The 15,723-nt window shown below is 45.4% G+C and carries 13 protein-coding genes, 1 tRNA gene and 1 other RNA gene; 11 read left to right on the forward strand and 4 right to left on the reverse strand.

Annotation, left to right across the window (positions count from 1 at the left end; all coding sequences use genetic code 11):
• Window positions 1–98: 98 nt before the first annotated feature.
• Entirely contained in the window at window positions 99–2,546 is a 2,448-nt protein-coding gene (locus tag ACTXGL_RS05560; protein WP_443525432.1) for a YgiQ family radical SAM protein, read from the reverse strand.
• A gap of 478 nt (window positions 2,547–3,024) precedes the next feature.
• On the opposite strand from ACTXGL_RS05560, the gene ACTXGL_RS05565 reads away from it, so the two are divergent.
• Window positions 3,025–4,341: an ammonium transporter gene (locus tag ACTXGL_RS05565; protein WP_443525559.1), complete on the forward strand. Its 1,317-nt coding sequence runs from the start codon at window positions 3,025–3,027 to the stop codon at window positions 4,339–4,341.
• Between the two features lie 10 nt (window positions 4,342–4,351).
• On the forward strand, window positions 4,352–4,981 hold the full coding sequence (locus ACTXGL_RS05570) for a hypothetical protein (RefSeq protein WP_443525434.1): 630 nt from the start codon (window positions 4,352–4,354) through the stop codon (window positions 4,979–4,981).
• A 153-nt stretch (window positions 4,982–5,134) separates the two neighbouring features.
• Here the strand turns inward: ACTXGL_RS05570 and ACTXGL_RS05575 are convergent, their stop codons facing one another.
• Both ACTXGL_RS05575 and ACTXGL_RS05580 read right to left on the reverse strand, forming a co-directional pair.
• Entirely contained in the window at window positions 5,135–5,884 is a 750-nt protein-coding gene (locus tag ACTXGL_RS05575) for a YidX family protein (protein WP_443525436.1), read from the reverse strand.
• Window positions 5,885–6,030: 146 nt separating this feature from the next.
• A complete protein-coding gene (locus ACTXGL_RS05580; RefSeq protein ID WP_443525438.1) occupies window positions 6,031–6,498 on the reverse strand; it encodes an Lrp/AsnC family transcriptional regulator in 468 nt (155 codons plus the stop codon).
• Between the two features lie 240 nt (window positions 6,499–6,738).
• Between ACTXGL_RS05580 and rarD the strand changes: the two genes are divergently transcribed.
• Window positions 6,739–7,764, forward strand: a complete 1,026-nt coding sequence (gene rarD / locus ACTXGL_RS05585) for an EamA family transporter RarD (RefSeq protein WP_443525440.1) — start codon at window positions 6,739–6,741, stop codon at window positions 7,762–7,764.
• A gap of 158 nt (window positions 7,765–7,922) precedes the next feature.
• Here rarD and smpB read toward each other — a convergent pair whose 3' ends face one another.
• Window positions 7,923–8,399 carry an SsrA-binding protein SmpB gene (gene smpB / locus ACTXGL_RS05590; protein ID WP_057758370.1) on the reverse strand — a complete coding sequence of 159 codons (477 nt, stop codon included), beginning with the start codon at window positions 8,397–8,399 and terminating at the stop codon, window positions 7,923–7,925.
• A gap of 251 nt (window positions 8,400–8,650) precedes the next feature.
• On the opposite strand from smpB, the gene coaD reads away from it, so the two are divergent.
• The 8 genes from coaD (at window position 8,651) to lepB (ending at window position 15,637) form a co-directional block, all read left to right on the forward strand.
• The gene (gene coaD, locus ACTXGL_RS05595) at window positions 8,651–9,169 is read left to right on the forward strand and encodes a pantetheine-phosphate adenylyltransferase (RefSeq protein WP_443525441.1); all 519 of its coding nucleotides are present in this window, start codon (window positions 8,651–8,653) and stop codon (window positions 9,167–9,169) included.
• Between the two features lie 267 nt (window positions 9,170–9,436).
• Window positions 9,437–9,685: a YfhL family 4Fe-4S dicluster ferredoxin gene (locus ACTXGL_RS05600; RefSeq protein ID WP_201568453.1), complete on the forward strand. Its 249-nt coding sequence runs from the start codon at window positions 9,437–9,439 to the stop codon at window positions 9,683–9,685.
• 61 nt (window positions 9,686–9,746) lie between these two features.
• Entirely contained in the window at window positions 9,747–11,075 is a 1,329-nt protein-coding gene (gene bioA / locus ACTXGL_RS05605; RefSeq protein ID WP_443525561.1) for an adenosylmethionine--8-amino-7-oxononanoate transaminase, read from the forward strand.
• A 2-nt stretch (window positions 11,076–11,077) separates the two neighbouring features.
• Window positions 11,078–11,806: a dethiobiotin synthase gene (bioD, locus tag ACTXGL_RS05610; protein WP_443525444.1), complete on the forward strand. Its 729-nt coding sequence runs from the start codon at window positions 11,078–11,080 to the stop codon at window positions 11,804–11,806.
• Between the two features lie 74 nt (window positions 11,807–11,880).
• Window positions 11,881–12,247, forward strand: an RNA gene (rnpB, locus tag ACTXGL_RS05615) — RNase P RNA component class A.
• 121 nt (window positions 12,248–12,368) lie between these two features.
• Window positions 12,369–12,445: transfer RNA gene (locus ACTXGL_RS05620), tRNA-Met, on the forward strand.
• 387 nt (window positions 12,446–12,832) lie between these two features.
• Window positions 12,833–14,632 (forward strand): translation elongation factor 4, encoded by a 1,800-nt coding sequence (gene lepA / locus ACTXGL_RS05625; RefSeq protein ID WP_319051907.1) that lies wholly within the window; start codon window positions 12,833–12,835, stop codon window positions 14,630–14,632.
• Window positions 14,633–14,734: 102 nt separating this feature from the next.
• Window positions 14,735–15,637 (forward strand): signal peptidase I, encoded by a 903-nt coding sequence (lepB, locus tag ACTXGL_RS05630; protein WP_443525446.1) that lies wholly within the window; start codon window positions 14,735–14,737, stop codon window positions 15,635–15,637.
• Window positions 15,638–15,723: the final 86 nt, after the last annotated feature.

Below are 15,723 nucleotides of genomic sequence, written 5' to 3' on the forward strand. Positions count from 1 at the left end.
TGTTCATAAAAAAGCGCCTATCAACGAATTGTCGATAGACGCTTTTTTGATTAACTAAACACGCTCTAAACTGAGCATGTTCTTTTATATCGTTAACGCTACTTGGTTTTGCGCGGTGGCAGACCAGTATGCTGGGTTTGGAAGTTGCCTTTACTGACTTTTTTCTTGGTATTTTTTCCGGCAGCGTTTTTGCTTGTGCCAGCACGGTTTGAGGCGTTGTTGCTACGCTTCACCGAATCATTACCTAGGCGACTGTTCTTTTTGCGCGCTGACTGATAGCTGTCTTGCGCCGCGTCACGCCCTTCTAAACTGGCGTTAAATGGTGGAATCAAGCAGCCACGGTTTTTACCAATCAGATCGCTACGGCCCATGTCTTGTAGCGCTTTACGCAATAACACCCAGTTTTTTGGATCATGATAGCGCAGGAACGCTTTGTGCAGTTTACGCTGTTTGCCAGACTTGACGATATCCATGTCACCTTCATCACGGCTAACCTTGTGTAGCGGGTCTTTGTGCGTGTGATACATGGTGGTCGCGGTCGCCATTGGGCTTGGATAGAATGCCTGTACTTGGTCGGCACGGTAGCCATTATTTTTGAGCCACAGTGCAAGGTTCATCATGTCTTCATCTTTGGTACCCGGGTGGGCGGCGATGAAGTAAGGAATCAGATACTGCTCTTTGCCTGCTTCTTGACTGAACTGCTCAAACATCGCTTTGAATTGATCATAACTGCCCATACCCGGCTTCATCATCTTCGATAGCACGCCTTCTTCAGAGTGCTCAGGGGCAATCTTGAGATAACCGCCGACATGATGGCTGACCAGCTCTTTGACGTATTCAGGGTCTTTTACCGCCAAATCATAACGCAAGCCAGACGCAATTAGGATTTTTTTCACGCCTTTGATATCACGGGCTTTGCGATAAAGTTTGGTCAAGTTACTGTGATCGGTCAGCAAATTTTCGCAGACATCAGGATAGACACATGACGGCTTACGGCAGTTCTTTTCAATAGTCTCATCCTTACAGCTCAGACGATACATATTGGCCGTTGGTCCGCCAAGGTCAGAGATCACGCCAGTGTAGTTAGGGGCGGTATCACGAATCGCTTCGACTTCGCGCAAGATCGACTCTTCTGAGCGGTTTTGAATAATGCGCCCTTCGTGCTCAGTGATCGAACAGAACGTACAACCACCAAAACAGCCACGCATGATATTGACCGAAAATTTGATCATGTCATAAGCAGGGATACGCGCATCGCCATAGCTTGGGTGTGGCAGGCGGGCATATGGCAAGTCAAACACATAATCCATCTCTTCTGTCGAGAGGGGAATCGGTGGCGGGTTCAGCCAGACATCGATAGAGGTATGCGAGTTACCCGCACCGCTACTATGACGCTGTACGAGCGCGCGAGCGTTACCCGGATTGGTTTCCAAATGCAAGATACGGTTGGCGTGGGCATAGAGCACAGGGTCAGATTTGACGTGCTCATAATCAGGCAGACGAATCACCGTTTCTTCACGTGGCGGCATCTTAATCTTATGCTTACGGGCGGTTTTTGGCTTATCAAAGCCACGCATTTGTACCACTTGCGTCTCTTCGTCGACTTGATCGACATTGATAACTTTATTGGCAACTGGTTCTGCGACAAAACCCTGATACTGTGACGACATTGATGACGGCATCGCTTGCCCAACAGGTGAATCTGATGGTTTGTTCTGCTCAATTGAGCAGCTATCAACGTCTTCGGTCATGACATACGGGTTGATGATAGGATCGACACGGCCAACGGTATCGACATCGTTACTGGCGACTTCTGTCATGCCTGCTTGCCAATGACGGCGAGTCGGAGTCAATAGATAAGAGGTACCGCGCAATTTACTCATTTGCTCGAAGCTATAGCCTTTTGACAGACCATGTACCACATCGACAATGGCACGCTCCGCATTACCATAGAGTAAGACATCAGCACGCGCATCCAGAAGGATACTACGGCGGACTTTGTCTGACCAATAATCATAATGGGCAATACGGCGTAAGCTACCCTCGATACCGCCTAAGATGATCGGTACATCAGGATAGGCCTCACGGCAACGCTGACTATAGACGATAGCGGCGCGATCAGGGCGTTTGTTGGCGACGTTGCCAGGAGAGTAGGCATCATCGCTACGGATTTTGCGATCGGCTGTATAGCGGTTGATCATGCTGTCCATGTTGCCTGCGGTCACGCCATAAGCATAGACCGGCTTGCCAAGCTCCATAAAGGCGTCTTTGCTCTTCCAATCTGGCTGCGCGATGATACCCACACGAAAGCCTTGTGACTCGAGCAAGCGACCGATGATTGCCATACCAAAGCTTGGGTGATCGACGTAGGCATCGCCTGAGATGATGATGACGTCACAAGCATCCCAGCCCAGATCGTCCATCTCTTTGCGGCTCATCGGTAGATAAGGCGCAGGCTCGTAGCAGCTTGCCCAGTGTTTGTCATAATCGTAAAGTGGCTTGGTGCCTTGTTTAAAGGCAGTGCGGGCGATGGTATCGGCAGACATGGGCGGACCTGTTAATTAGAAAATGGCACTAAAAATACGTCCCTTATCACTCAATGATAATAAAGGCGAATGTAAAAGCACTTATTTTAACATGAATCAACCTCACTATGCGACCTATTCTATGACGGGTGATTGCCGATAAGTTATTGATAGCGCGAGATAAACTGCAGTGACAAAGTAAGCCGCCAGTACAGCAGGGTAGCGATAAAAATAACCTAAGCTGAGCAGCAATATCATCAGCGCGACAAACCCATTTCTCACACATTTTCTCATGTTTGTTAGCCGTTCTAATTTTTCTCCACAGATTCTGGCATAGGTTTTGCTCCGACTCTATCAGGGCTTATTTGTGTGCCTCTATGAGTGAAAATGGTGCACCGATAACATTTAAAGGGTTGGATAAGTGTTTGGAGATAAAATGAGAACATCATCTGTTGGGCTAGATGTGACAAAGAAAATATGTGGGTCATTACCGCGTAATATGCTCATGCTGAGTACGCTATTGTTTGGCGCGATGGGCCGCGCACAAGCTGCTGAGGCAGATACGCTAACCATAGCACAGCTGCTCGAATACCAGAACATTGCTTGGATTATCTGGGCTGGGGTGTTGGTGTTTTTTATGCAGGCAGGTTTTGCATTACTAGAGAGCGGATCAGTACGCGCAAAAAATGCAGTAAACGTGATGATGAAAAACTATACCGATATGTGTATCGGTGGTTTGGCGTTTTATTTGGTTGGCTTTGGGCTGATGATGGGCACCAATAGCTCTGGATTTGTGGGTACTGATAACTTTATGCCAACTGCCTTGTCCAATATGGACTGGGCACTGATGTTCTTTCAGATGATGTTTGCGGCGACCGCAGTGACGATTGCGAGTGGTGCGATGGCAGAGCGCGTCTCGTTTTTCGGTTATGCGATAGCGGCTTGTTTGATTTGTTTGTTTATCTATCCTGTGTTTGCCAGCTGGGTCTGGGGCGGCTATTTTGGCGGGTCAGGCTGGCTCGCTGAGCGTGGTTTTATTGATTTTGCTGGCTCGACGGTGGTCCATTCTATCGGCGGCTGGTTGGCACTGGCAGGTGTCTTAGTTATCGGACCGAGACTGGGCCGTTTTGCACCTGATGGGACGCCGCGATTGATCGCAGGGCATAACATGACGCTACTGGCGCTAGGCGGGTTTATCTTGTGGTTTGGCTGGTTTGGGTTCAATGCTGGATCGACCCTGTCTATCACAGGCGATATCGGTCTTATCGCGGTTAATACCTTTGTCGCCGCAGTCAGTGCTGTAGTGAGCTATATGCTGATCTCTCGGACACTGAACAAAGCAATCTTGCTCAGTGATAGTGTCAATGCCAGTTTGATCGGACTCGTGTCTATCACGGCAGGCTGTGCCACAACGACGCCTTTATATTCTATTATTATCGGTGCCGTAGCGGCCGTGGTCTATATATTGTCTACGCAGGCGCTACTAAAGCTCAAGATAGACGATGTGGTCTCAGCAGTGGCCGTACATGGCTTCGGCGGCGTATGGGGTACGCTCGCGGCTGGATTATTCTATACAGGGGATTTATTTAATTTATCACGGCTGGGCGTGCAGGCGCTGGGCGTCGGTGTGGCTTTAGTATGGGCATTAGGGCTGGGTCTTATCATGTATAAGCTGATTGATCTGAGCTTTGGATTAAAGGCGAGCCGTTTACATGAGCAGCGCGGCCTTGATTATACCGAGCATGCAGAGCTGGGTTACCCTGAGTTTCAAAAGCAAATGTTTGATGCTAAAAGTCTAACAGAGCGTCACTTATAGGAGAGAGCTGATGAATACTGATACTCAATCCGTAGACCAAACGGTATCCGCGATGGCAGAGGTGCTGGCAAAATACTTACATCCTGAGGAAGTACGACTGCTGAAGACGCAATGGCTACGGTATCCGGCGGTCTCTGTCAAGATGATGCAACAGTGCGTGTTGGACGCAACCCGGCGCTATCCTGAGCTACAAGCGCACAAATCTGAGATTCGTAAAGGCTTTTGGGATACGCTGCAAGCGAGCAATGAGCAGATAGTGGAGACCGACAGTCATCAAGAGACCATCGATACCCCAGTACCATTGCCTCTCTCTGAGCTGGTATTGGCGTTTTATACGGTGATGGAGACGCTTCGCAGTCAACTAACGACTATCGACAGTCGTAACTTTTTTTTGACCATGCACCAAACTGTCTCGCAAGAGCGCACCTTCAAAGAGCATAGCATTCATATCAAATCATTTTTGGACGGTGATCGTCCATCCATACCTGACAATGAGTATCTTCTCAATAATTTGATTCAGCTTGCTTACGTTTGCTTGTGCGACGTTGCAGGACCTGTTGAGGCAGATGAGATATTGTTCCAAGCCGCACAAACGACCAAGCAAAGTTATCCAAAAGCAGTCGTCGAGAAGTTGTTTTAATAGACCAATTGGGCGCGTTACGGTTGAGTATGGAGTACCTGTCGATAACGTGCCTTTTATAACGTGGCTTTCATGACGTAGTTTCATTATGGAGCTTTCATAACGCACCTTGAAACTTGATACTAGACGATGAGTAGTCTAATAGTTAGCTATTTAATCTAATAACTGAAGCGGGAAAGTAACGACATCGAAGGCGAGGGCAAAGGGTAGCAATACTAGCTTTTGTGCACCATTTGGACCGCTACGAGTGACGACATCTTGCTGAGTCTGTGTATAGAAGCTTACGGTATAAGGTTTGGTCAAGGCGCGATACTTTGACTGAATGAGCCCCAAATTGCTGACTTGCGGATAGATAGCTCCTTTCACAGGCACGCTGAAGCAAAAGCGCTGAGCATTGATACGTTGATCGCTCGCTGAGGTGCACTCCAAGCCATTGTTTTGCAAAAAGAACTGATAATCCGCGCGCCCAAACTCATCCTTTAGTTTGGCATAAGATAGCTTCATTTCCCCTTGAAAATAGCCATCGTTGTTCGGTACATAAAAGCTCATGTCATTATCAACTTGAATGTTTTTTTGTGTCAGATTACTCAGTAAGTTCACCATCTCAGTCCCACCTTGGGTGAGTACGTAACTGTTCTTCTCACCCACGATCACCATCGTGGCGTTTGGCATTTTGGGTAATGCCTGCGCTGGGCGACCAAAGGCTATGATTTGATCTTCAGAGAGTATCTGTTTTTCTGTATTAGTCGTGACATACTTGCCACTGTCAAGCAATGAGCTGGTAGCACAGCCTGAGCTGGCTAGTGCTGTCGCGAACAAAGCCCCTGTTAGTATTGCTTTTGGGCGCAGTGATTTTTGTGTGGCATGCATATCCGTGCCAGTAGAGTTTGTGTCGTTAGTCATGAGTAGGCGTCCTTGTCTATAGAATGAACCATCGATATTTTACTGCTTATCTAACTTTTACTATATCGTACAGGGATTAGCGACCACTTATCTACTTGTCACCAGAATTTATAAGAAACACCATCGCGTTAGACAGATAGGGGTTATCAGTCCAACGTAATTTTCGTCCCACTCTTGGTAAAGTTCATCACAAATTGGCTTTTAAAATTACGGACATTGTTTTCGTACGTCAGTAAGCTGCGGGTGAACTGATGATAGTCGCTCATATTTTTGGCATTGACCATCAACATAAAATCAAAATCGCCCGAAACCTCATAACAGCTCATGATACGTGATTGTGCGTCCATCAGTCGCTCAAACCGATGCTGCATTGAGGTGTTAGAGCGCTCTATTTCTATCATGACCACCGCTGTCAGACCGTAGCCTACTTTGTCAGGATTGACGATGGCGACTTGTTTGCTAATTACATCATGATCTATGAGTGCTTGTATACGCCGCTGAGCCGTTGCAATAGACACATGCACTCGCTCTGCGACAGTTTTAAGCGGTAATGTCGCATCATCTTGCAGCAAGTTCAAAATAGCTTTATCAGTATTATCTAAAATATAACTCATCTCAGGATATCCTTAATAGCAGAGAATTTAATGATTTTATAAAAATTATCACTAAAAATACTAATATAAGAAAATAATAATTTATATACCATGAATATGATAATTTTATTCATTTATTTGTTTATATAGAGATAATATCTCAAAACAATTAAGTAAAATAGACCATATCAATCAGAGCTACTCAAAAATGAGAGTAAGCGGTTGGGTCTTTACTGTCTATCAATACTTACGGTGCTTATCATGTCTATCTCAATGCTCTCCAATGTATTCGCTAATACGCTAGCAACGACTGCTGCACGTTTGCCATTAGCTGCGATTTGGACGGTAGGTAACACACAGCAACGCACTCTGATATTAGGGGTGTCTTTTGCCATATTATCCAATGTGCTATTTGGCGTCCTCTATGCGTATAGCAGTTTTTTGGCGCCATTATCAGGGACGCAGGTTTTCATCTGGCGCATGCTCGCGATGTGGGCAGCGTTGGTCGGATACTTAATAGTGAGTGGACGTCTAGGATTGCACGTTGATAAATTGAAAGTGCTCAAAGGCGCTAAACAATGGGCTTGGTTGCTACTGCCTACACCGATATTTCTGAGCCAGTTTTGGTTGTTTATGTGGGCGCCAGTCAATGGACAAGGTGTACAAACCGCGATGGGATACTTCTTATTCCCACTGATGATGGTGGTGTTTGGTTGCGTGCTTTTTGGCGAAAAACTCAGTCGTTTGCAATGGCTGGCAGTAGCCTTTGCTGCATTGGGTGTGGGTAGCGAAGTTATCCGTACGCAGAGTGTTTCTTGGGCGACGCTATGGGTGTGTAGTACTTATCCTATTTATTACATCTTACGCCGCATGCAAGGAACCGGTGCTGTAACGGGGTTGTTGGTCGATTTAACGATATCTGCGCCCTTTGCTTTGGCTTACTTATTCTTTTTTGCCCCAAACAGTGTAGTGATGGTTAGCGGCTCTGGTTTCTTTATCATGATGCTTATAGGATTGGGTGTGCTCAGCGTCTTGGCGATGAAGACCAATATTGATGCCAGTCAAATGCTACCCGTTAATGTTTACGGCATGATGAGCTATCTAGAGCCTGCATTGCTATTTATTTTGGCAGTGACCGTGCTGGGTAATCCTTTTGAGTCAGCGATGATCTATAGCTATGGTCTGATTTGGTTGGGTATTGCCTGTCTGATTGCGCATGGTGTTAGGCAGTTGCGTCAGGCTAATAGAAAGACAGCGTTGTCGATAGATGAGCAGGTCGCACAATAGAGCAGATGGTTGATGGTTACAAAAGCTATTAATTAGTAGTGTGCATTAGAGGTGATGAGCCATAAGATGTCATAAGAAGTGAATAATATACAGTGGACAATAAAAAGGACGGCTCAATATTTACTGAGCCGTCCTTTTCTATTTAGATTGAATACCACTTAATCTAAATGCTGTTTGAAGCCGCGCTGCTTATCACGTTCCCAGTCACGATCTTTTAGCGTTTTACGCTTGTCATGCTGCTTTTTACCCAAGGCTAGACCAATTTGACATTTCACCAGTGAGTTTTTCCAGTAGCAAGATAGCGGTACGCAAGCATAACCTTTTTGGTTGATTGCCCCAGATAGCTTTTCAATCTCACGACGGTTCAGTAGCAGTTTACGGGTACGAATGCTGTCTGGACTAACGTGCGTTGAGCTAGATAGTAATGGCTGAATGTGCGCACCGAACAGGAAGGCTTCATTATTGCGGAATATGACGTACGCTTCGGTAATCGTCATCTTCCCTGCACGAATGGCTTTTACTTCCCAACCTTGTAATGCCAGTCCTGCCTCAAAGGTTTCTTCGATAAAATACTCATGACGCGCCTTTTTATTGGCGCAAATCTGATTATCAGGTTTTTTTGATTTTTTTGACATAATTTCTCCATAAGGTTTGCCCGACATGCGAGCGCCTTATCTGATCAGTCCTACTAATTCCTCATCCTAATCCAATATATAGTCTTAAACTTTACTTAGATAATAAGACAGATGAGTCGAACCGCCTATTGTATCAAAGCCTCTAGTGAAAAGGTAAATCAGCTGTTAGGACAAATGTAGCAGATAAGTATTAAGTTTGAGCAAAATTTGCTAGCATATGGCCTAATATCACCGATTATATCAGTCATGCTATGAGCCACTCTATTTCTTCTAACTCCTCAAAGCTACATACCAAAATCCTATATCCTGGCACTTTTGATCCTATTACCAATGGTCATGTGGATCTGGTTACACGCGCCGTCAAGCTATTTGATGAGGTCGTAATCGCGGTTGCCTCAGGGCATCATAAAAAGCCCCTGTTCAATTTTGAAGAGCGGGTCGCCTTGGTCGAAACCGTATTTGCGGACTTACCGCAAGTCTCTGTGATTGGCTTTGAAGGGTTGCTTGTCGATTTCATGCGCGAAAAGCACGCTACGGCAGTGTTGCGTGGATTACGGGCGATGTCAGATTTTGAGTACGAGTTTCAACTGGCAAATATGAACCGCGAGCTAGACGAAAACTTTGAAGCAGTATTTTTGACCCCATCTCAGAACTACTCGTTTATCTCGTCTACCATGATTCGTGAGATTGCCAAGCTTGGCGGTGATGTTAATAAATTCGTCCCGCCCTGTGTTTTGCAAGCATTCGACAAAAAGCTAAATATTAAATAAAAGACGCTGCATTAAAGATAAGCTGCTAGCACTTGCTAAAACAGTAAGGAGCAGCCATATAGGAATAGGGCTTGTCCCTATTCTAAAAATAGTGATAAAAATTAGACAAATCGCAGACAAACAAGAAAAATAGTGCAGACAATACCGAGATATTGCCCAGTTATTTGACGCCGTTTGTCAAAGATTTAGCCATTTTTAGCCCATTTAGTGATAAACGTTTGAATTAGGGACAAGCCCTAATACGAGTAAAAATATAAGGAGCAGTTTATGGCACTATTAATCACTGATGAGTGCATCAACTGTGATGTGTGTGAGCCCGCTTGTCCCAATGAGGCCATCTCAGAAGGCGATGATATCTATGTCATCGACCCAGATTTATGCACAGAATGTGTCGGACATTTTGACGAGCCACAGTGCGTGGTGATCTGTCCGGTTGACTGTATCCCTCACGATCCCAATCATATCGAAACAGAGAGTGATTTATTGTCTAAATACAAGCGAATTACGGGTCAATAAAACATTGATAAGCGATTGATGACGTTTGGATTTACAACGTTTTGGGGACACCACGATGACCATGGAAACAACAACCACGCAAACAACAACCACCAAACCAATTCAAGTAGCAAGTGAGTTCGATCAGCGACATCTTTGGCATCCATATGCCAGCCTGCCACCCACTTATTCTAATATCGTAATCGATCGCGCTGAAGGCATTTATATCATCACTGAAGACGGCACACGCCTGATCGATGGCATGTCGTCATGGTGGGCGAGCGTCCATGGCTACAATCATCCCAAGCTAAACGAAGCGCTGACCCAGCAGTTGAGTAAAATGGCGCATGTGATGTTTGGTGGGTTGACCCATCAGCCAGCGATCGATCTTGGCAAAAAGCTACTCGATATTGTACCTGCTGGACTTGATGCGATTTTTTATGCAGATAGTGGCAGTATTGCCGTAGAAGTGGCACTAAAAATGGCATTGCAATATCAAGTGGCTGCTAAGCGTCCATTCAAGCAGCAGTTTGCGTCAACCCATTCAGGGTATTACGGAGACACGTGGCATGCCATGAGTGTCTGCGATCCTGTTAATGGTATGCACAGCCTGTATGGCAAGCAATTACCGATGCAGCATTTTGTTCCAGCACCGCCGCTTGGCTTAGATCGCGCATTGACAGTAGATGAGCATGAATCATTAGCTCAGTTTTTTGTCGAGTATGGTGCGCAGCTGGCGGGATTTATCATTGAGCCAATTATTCAGGGCGCAGGCGGAATGCGTTTTTATAGTCCTGAATATCTACAATTGCTGCGTCAACTGTGTGATGAGCATGATGTGCTCTTGATTGCCGATGAAATTGCCACTGGGTTTGGACGTAGTGGTAAATTATTTGCGTGTGAACATGCTTGCATCAGCCCTGATATCATGACCATTGGCAAAGCGCTGACGGGTGGCTATATGACCTTTGCGGCAACTTTGTGTACTCGTCATATTGCCGATACCATTCATAATAGTAATTATCCAGCGCTGATGCATGGTCCAACCTTTATGGGTAATCCACTGGCTTGTGCAGTGGCATGTGCATCTATTGATTTGATCCTGTCTTATGATATCGAAGCGCGTACCGCAAACATGCAGACTATTATGGAACAGCAATTAGCGCCTGCCGCGTTATTAGAAGGTGTTGCTGAGGTTCGTTGTTTGGGCGCAGTTGCTGTGATTGAGTTGCATGACGCGGTCGATATGCCCATTTTTCAATCCTTATTGATTGATAATGGTATTTGGGTTAGACCGTTTGGTAAGCTGGTGTACATCATGCCACCTTATGTGATTACTGATGACGAGCTGACTACCTTATGCCAAGCACTCCTAAAAGTGGTGCGTACGTATTTAGAAAATCGAGGTTGACCATGAGCGTGCTATTTGTATCTGGCATTGATACCGATATCGGTAAAACCTATGCTACCGGACTGCTTGCTAAAGCGTTGATGCAGCAAGGTGTAAATGTCATGACACAGAAACTGGTGCAAACAGGCATCAGTAAACAAGCAAATGGCGAACTAGGCATCGCAGATGATATCTTAAGCCACCGCAAGTTGATGAAGATTCCGCTGCAGCCTTGTGATTTAGATTTTACCACCTGTCCTTATCGCTACGAGAAACCTGCCTCACCGCATCTTTCTGCTGCATTGGCAAACCAGCCCCTAGATATTCAGATGATTACTGAAGCCACCAAAGCATTGCAAGCCGATTACGGTATGGTGTTATTAGAAGGAGCAGGCGGCTTATTAGTTCCCATTACTACTGAATTATTGACCTTAGATTATATTGCGGAGCAAGACTATCCTATTGTCTTGGTCACCTCCGGTCGGTTAGGTAGTATTAATCATACGTTACTGAGTTTAGAAGCCATAAAATCGCGCGGATTAACGGTGCATAGTATAATTTATAATCACATTCATGACGATGCTGAGCAAACGGATGCTGAGATTACAAACAGTACCATTGATTTTTTACAAGCCTATTTGGCTCATCATTATCCTAAGGCGCATTGGTTGCAGCTCCCGTATATAGAAATTGCTAGCACCGATACAATATCGAGCGACTGTTGTTTGTCTTTACCAAAAGATTTTATCTAAGTTATTTGTGCTGTCTTTGAAAATAAATTCAAAAGATAGTCGCATGCCCTTATAAGTTTGCTATACTAGCGCGCTTGGTAGACTAGGCGATCGCCGCTGCACACTGGCAACAGATGAGCAGGGGAGGAAAGTCCGGGCTACATAGGGCAGCGTGCCAGCTAACGGCTGGGCAGGGTAACTTGACGACAAGTGCAGCAGAGAGTAGACCGCCTTTAGTATCTTAGGGTATTATCGGTAAGGGTGAAAGGGTGCGGTAAGAGCGCACCGCGTGAATGGCAACATCTCACGGCATGGTAAACTCCACGCGTAGCAAGACCAAATAGGCATCGGCATGGCGCGGCCCGCGTTCGATGCGGGTAGGTTGCTTGAGCGTATTAGCGATGATACGCCTAGAGGAATGATCGTCCACGACAGAACCCGGCTTATCGGTTTACCAAACCTTTTTTATTGTTTGTGGTAGTAATCGTTGCAATTAATCTGAATTACATTCATTTTTTTGCAAAAAATGCCCATTAGGGGTTGACGGCAGTCAACAGCTTGGGCATAATGTGCAGCCTAAAACGGCGATGTAGCTCAGCTGGTTAGAGCGCATGACTCATAATCGTGAGGTCAAGAGTTCAAGTCTCTTCATCGCCACCATATATAGCAGTACTTGCAATATCAAAAAGCCAATCCTTTGAGATTGGTTTTTTTTTGCTTCAAATAATGTCTTGTCTCAAAAGTTTCTAGACGTCACTGCTTAGTTAAATATCTCTTGCCGATTATCAGTCAATCTTAAACCATTGATAAATCGTCTCTCTACTACTAAAATCGCCTTACTTTGTGGTCGAAAACTGCTAGAATACTCCTTCATGCGTATGCATAAGAGTTAATGTGCTTGGCTTTGTATAGTAGGCGACGACATTAGTAAAATTGACTGGATTGAGACATCTAATTCTCAACGAAGCACAAGTATCTCCAATTGTACCTGACCGCATCTGTTCTTTAGCTTCATTATTCTATCACCCTTAAATTAGTAGGCGCTTTGTGACTGCATTAGCCAATATTCGTAACTTTTCAATCATTGCCCACATTGATCATGGTAAGTCGACCCTTGCCGATCGTTTTATTCAGATGTGCGGTGCCTTGCAAGATCGAGAGATGCAGGCGCAGGTGCTCGACTCGATGGATATTGAGCGTGAGCGCGGTATTACCATCAAAGCACAGTCGGTAACGCTGTTTTATGATCACCCAAATGGTGAGCGCTATCAGCTGAACTTTATTGATACGCCCGGGCACGTTGACTTCTCATATGAAGTATCGCGCTCGTTGGCGGCTTGTGAAGGCGCGCTATTGGTCGTTGATGCGGCTCAAGGCGTAGAAGCACAGTCGGTTGCCAACTGCTACACAGCAGTAGACCAAGGTCTAGAGGTAATGGCAGTCCTCAACAAAATTGACTTGCCACAAGTAGAGCCTGAGCGTGTTATTCAAGAGATTGAAGATATCATCGGCATCGATGCAGTAGATGCACCGCGTGTCTCAGCGAAATCTGGTCTTGGTGTTGATAAATTGCTCGAAGCACTGGTTGAGTTTATTCCGGCACCGACTGGCGACCGCGAAGCACCTCTGCAAGCACTTATCATTGATTCATGGTTTGATAGCTATTTGGGCGTAGTATCGCTAGTACGCGTACGCCAAGGAACCGTAAGAAAGGGCGATAAGATTTATATCAAATCGACCGGCGATGCTCATCCCGTGAGTTCTATCGGTGTATTCACCCCTAAGCCTGTCGATACTGGCGTCTTAGAAGCAGGCGAAGTGGGCTTTATCATTGCGGGTATCAAAGACATCGCTGGCGCCCCAGTAGGCGATACGATTACGCATTCTAAAACGCCTGACGTCGATCGTATTCCAGGTTTCAAACAGATTACCCCGCAAGTATATGCAGGGATGTTCCCAGTAGATTCTAGCGACTTTGAAAAGTTCCGTGAAGCACTACAGAAACTACAAATCAACGATGCGTCGTTGTTTTTTGAGCCGGATACCTCAGATGCATTAGGCTTTGGTTTTCGTTGTGGCTTCTTGGGTATGCTACACATGGAGATTATCCAAGAGCGTCTAGAACGCGAGTATAACTTGGATTTGATCACCACTGCACCGTCTGTTATCTATGAGATCGAAAAGAAAGGCGGCGAGGTTATCTATGTTGATAATCCATCAAGACTACCTGAGCCGAACAATATAGAAGAGTTCCGTGAGCCGATTGCGCGCTGTCAGATTCTAGTACCGCAAGATTACCTAGGTAATGTCATGACGCTATGTATCGAGCGCCGCGGTGTACAGGTCGATATGCGTTTTATGGGCAAGCAAGTTCAGATTATCTTTGATATTCCGATGGGCGAGGTGGTCATGGATTTCTTTGATCGTCTAAAATCAGTCTCGCGTGGTTTTGCATCACTGGACTATAATTTTGATCGTTATCAAGTTGATAAATTGGTTAAAGTCGACGTACTAATCAATGGCGATAAAGTTGACGCCTTGGCGATGATTGTACACCAAGATCAAGCGCGTTTCCGTGGTAACCAGCTCGTGACTAAAATGAAAGAGCTGATTCCGCGTCAGATGTTTGATGTGGCTATTCAGGCGGCTATCGGTAGTCAGATCATCGGTCGTAGTACCGTAAAAGCGATGCGCAAAGACGTATTGGCTAAGTGTTATGGCGGCGATGTATCGCGTAAGAAAAAGCTGCTGTCTAAGCAAAAAGCGGGTAAAAAACGTATGAAGCAAGTGGGTAATGTGGAAATTCCACAAGAAGCCTTCTTGGCTGTCCTGCAAGTAGATAGCTAAACGCTAGCGTTATCCACTATAGTTTTGGTACATCACAGTTGAACGTCGTTAGTCTTATCGTCAAAGCAGCTATACAGGCAGCGTGTTAATAGGTAATTTGGTATGGATTTTGATTTTAATTTAATTTTAGTACCGTTAACTATAGGCTTAGGGATTGTATGGCTGTTAGATAAGCTTGCGCTCAAGCAACGTAAAACTCGCGGACGAGGTCAAGAAAGCCTCTTGGTACGCTGGGCTTATGACTTTTTCCCTGTTTTGGCCGTGGTACTGGTTGTACGCTCGTTTTTGGTTGAGCCTTTTAATATTCCATCATCTTCTATGGTACCAACGTTGTATACGGGTGACTTCATTGCAGTCAACAAGTATGCTTATGGCGTCCGTTTGCCACTGACTTATAATAAAGTTGTGGATACAGGTGAGCCTGAGCATGGTGATGTGGTGGTTTTCCGCTATCCTGAAAACCCAAGCATCTACTATATTAAACGCTTGATTGGTTTGCCTGGTGATACGGTCAGCTACAGTCAGGGTACGATTTCTATCAATGATGTTCCTGTAGATACGACGCCTATCGATTTTGATGCAAATGCTGAATTGACGTCACAGCTCTATCTGCCAGGGCAGATGGGTCCAGGTCAAGTGCTCACTGAAGAGAGTGCGGCTGCAATGGGTCAGCAAGAAGAAGACGCAGCAACGTACTTTCAAGAAACGCAAGGTGACAATAAGCACTTAGTTCGCTATTTAGATGGTATGAACAGCGCACAGTACGCGCCTTTTTTACAACAACAATCGCCAGAAGTGGTTGATTCGGAAGGCACAGAGTGGCGTATTGAAGTACCAGAAGGTCAGTATTTTGTGATGGGTGATAACCGCGATCGTAGTGCAGATGGTCGATTTTGGGGATTTGTTCCTGATGAAAACCTAGCAGGCAAAGCTATCTACATATGGATGCATAAACCACCTGGACTAAATTTACCGACCTTTGAGCGTAATGGTACTATTGATTAACATTGTGAGTGCTCTATTGGTTGATTTATAGATAATAGTTTTATGCTAATATCGTTGCTATCCAATCGATGACTGTCTGATAAGTA

It is taken from the genome of Psychrobacter sp. T6-6 (assembly GCF_052258185.1).
Lineage (GTDB): Bacteria > Pseudomonadota > Gammaproteobacteria > Pseudomonadales > Moraxellaceae > Psychrobacter.